Source organism: Thermoleptolyngbya sp. M55_K2018_002 (genome assembly GCF_015295965.1).
Taxonomy (GTDB): domain Bacteria; phylum Cyanobacteriota; class Cyanobacteriia; order Elainellales; family Elainellaceae; genus Thermoleptolyngbya; species Thermoleptolyngbya sichuanensis.
Genome location: NZ_DVEA01000304.1, coordinates 1 through 2,335 on the forward strand (window position 1 = coordinate 1; position 2,335 = coordinate 2,335).

The window sequence follows — 2,335 nt, forward strand, 5'->3', positions numbered from 1 at the left end:
GCATCGTCAGCATGATCACCGGAATGCCCGCCAGGTCTGGATCGCTCTTAAACGCCGACAGCAGCATCCAGCCATCCATTTTGGGCATCATCACATCTAGCGTAATGGCGATAGGGCGGATGCTTTGCGCCAGGGCCAGCCCTTCCTCGGCGGTGAGGGCGCTGTGGACGGTATATCCCTCGCGGGCAAGCTGGCGGCGGAGCAGGTCGTGAATCGCCGGGTCGTCGTCGATCACCAGAATTGGGCAATCGGGGCGGGGCGGACTCTCTCCAAAATCATCGCCCTCGTCAACCGATGCCATCTGATCTGCGTCAGCATCGGGCGCAGCATCAGGATGATGAACGACCTGGGGCAGCGTCATGGTGAACGTACTGCCCTTGCCCAGGGTGCTGGTGACGGTGATATTGCCCCCCATCATCTGACAAAACCGCTGGGCGATCGCCAGCCCCAGCCCCGTGCCGCCATACTTGCGCGTGGTCGAAGCGTCTGCCTGGGTAAAGGCTTGGAACATCTTTTCCATCTGCGCCTCGGTCATGCCGATGCCTGTATCCGTTACCTGGAAGCAAATTGCGGGTTGAGTTGTTTTGGGATGCAGGTGCTTTTCGACTGTGAGCGTAATCGTGCCGTTTTCGGTAAATTTGGCGGCGTTACTCAGCAGGTTCAGCAGATTTTGCCGCACCTTGGTCAGGTCGGCGTGCATCGTGTCTAGCTGGGGATCAGCAACCACCACCAGGGTATTGTCGTTCTTGCTGACCAGCGGGCTGACTGTGTGGACAACCTCGTTAATCAAATCGGGCAGACAAAACTTCTCCAGATACAAATCCATCTTGCCCGCTTCGATTTTCGAGAAATCGAGGATGTCGTTGATTAGGCTGAGCAGGTGTCGTCCGGCGGTGTGGATTTTCTGCAAATCGGGAACCAAATCCTCCTGTCCCAGGTCTTCTGCCTCTTCTTGCAGCATTTCGCTGTAGCCAATGATGGCGTTGAGCGGCGTGCGGAGTTCGTGGCTCATGTTCGCCAAAAACTGGCTCTTGGCGCGGTTTGCTTGCTCTGCCGTTTCCTTTTGCCGCAGCAGTTCCTCGGCCCGCTGGCGCTCGGTGATGTCGCGCAGCGTGAGGATGATGCTTTCCACCGCAGGATTATCCAATAGGTTTGTGCCCACGGCCTCTAGTCGGGCCCAGGAGCCGTCAATGCGTCGCAGTTGGATCTGAAATGGCAGCGTAATTCCTGGCTGGTGGACGGCGTGGCTGAGGGCGATGCGGGCGGTGGTGTGGTCGTCAGGATGGACGAACTCAAGCAGGGGCTTGCCGTACACATTTTGCGGCTCGTAGCCCAGGACGGCTTTGAGGGCGGGGCTGCTGTAGCGGAACTGGCCGTCGGCGCTGAGCAGCATTACAATGTCGGAGGTGTTTTCGATGATGGAGCGAAAATATTCTTCGCGGCGGTGCAGTTCGGCTTTGGCCTGGTGTAGCCCCTGCTCGCGATCGCGCACTTCGCCTACCATCCGCTGAAACACTCGCGCCAGCGTGCCCAGTTCATCTCGGCGGCTGGCCACATCTGCCAGAGTTTCTGTGTCAAACTCTTCGGTCTTGATGGCGGATTTGATTGCGTCGGCGGCATCGGTGAGGCGGGCGACGGGCTGGGTGACGCGCCGCGACAGGAGCAGCGACCCCAACAGGCCAGCGGCCATGATGCCCGTTGAGGCCAGGGCAACATGATACAGATCGCGCTGGAGGGCGCTGCGAAGAGAATCGGTGGATAGATAGACCAGCGTTGCCCCCTGAATCCAGTTGGCGTTGCCTCGAATCGGCACGGCGACCTTCAGCAGGTTTTCGTCTAGGTAGGTGTCGGACTGTCCAGTTTCCAACACGCGAATTAGCTTAGTGCGATCGCCCGCCGACAGGTTGACAATATTGCCGCTACTGGAAGTGACGCTGCGGGCCAGGTTGTTGAGCTGGCGATCGACAATCCGAATACCCACCACCGCATCGCCATCCACCAGTTCATTGGTCAGGCGCTCCAGCCCAATCTGCTGGGGCAGGGTTTTAAGGATTTCGGCATCGTGCCCGATTTGCACAATGCGGGGCTGATCGACCCCAGTGACGGCCACATACTTGAACATCTTGCCGTCGGTGTCTCGCGCCCGCGCGTCCACATCGACCGTTGCCGCGCCGCCCGTCAGCAAAGATTGAAAGCTACTGGCCTGGGGTTGCTGAATTCCCTGAGCAGACTGGTTTTTATACTCCACCTGACTATTGCGATCGGTGATCCAGAACTCGTCAATCGCAGTGGTTTGGGTCAGTTCTTCGAGGTGCTGGTTAATTTCGGCGGGGCT

The 2,335-nt window shown here is 58.6% G+C and carries 1 protein-coding gene; it reads right to left on the minus strand.

What is annotated here, in order from left to right; translation table 11 throughout:
• The coding region (locus tag IGS51_RS15505; RefSeq protein WP_297079567.1) for an ATP-binding protein at positions 1 to 2,335 on the minus strand (2,335 nt) is incomplete at both ends.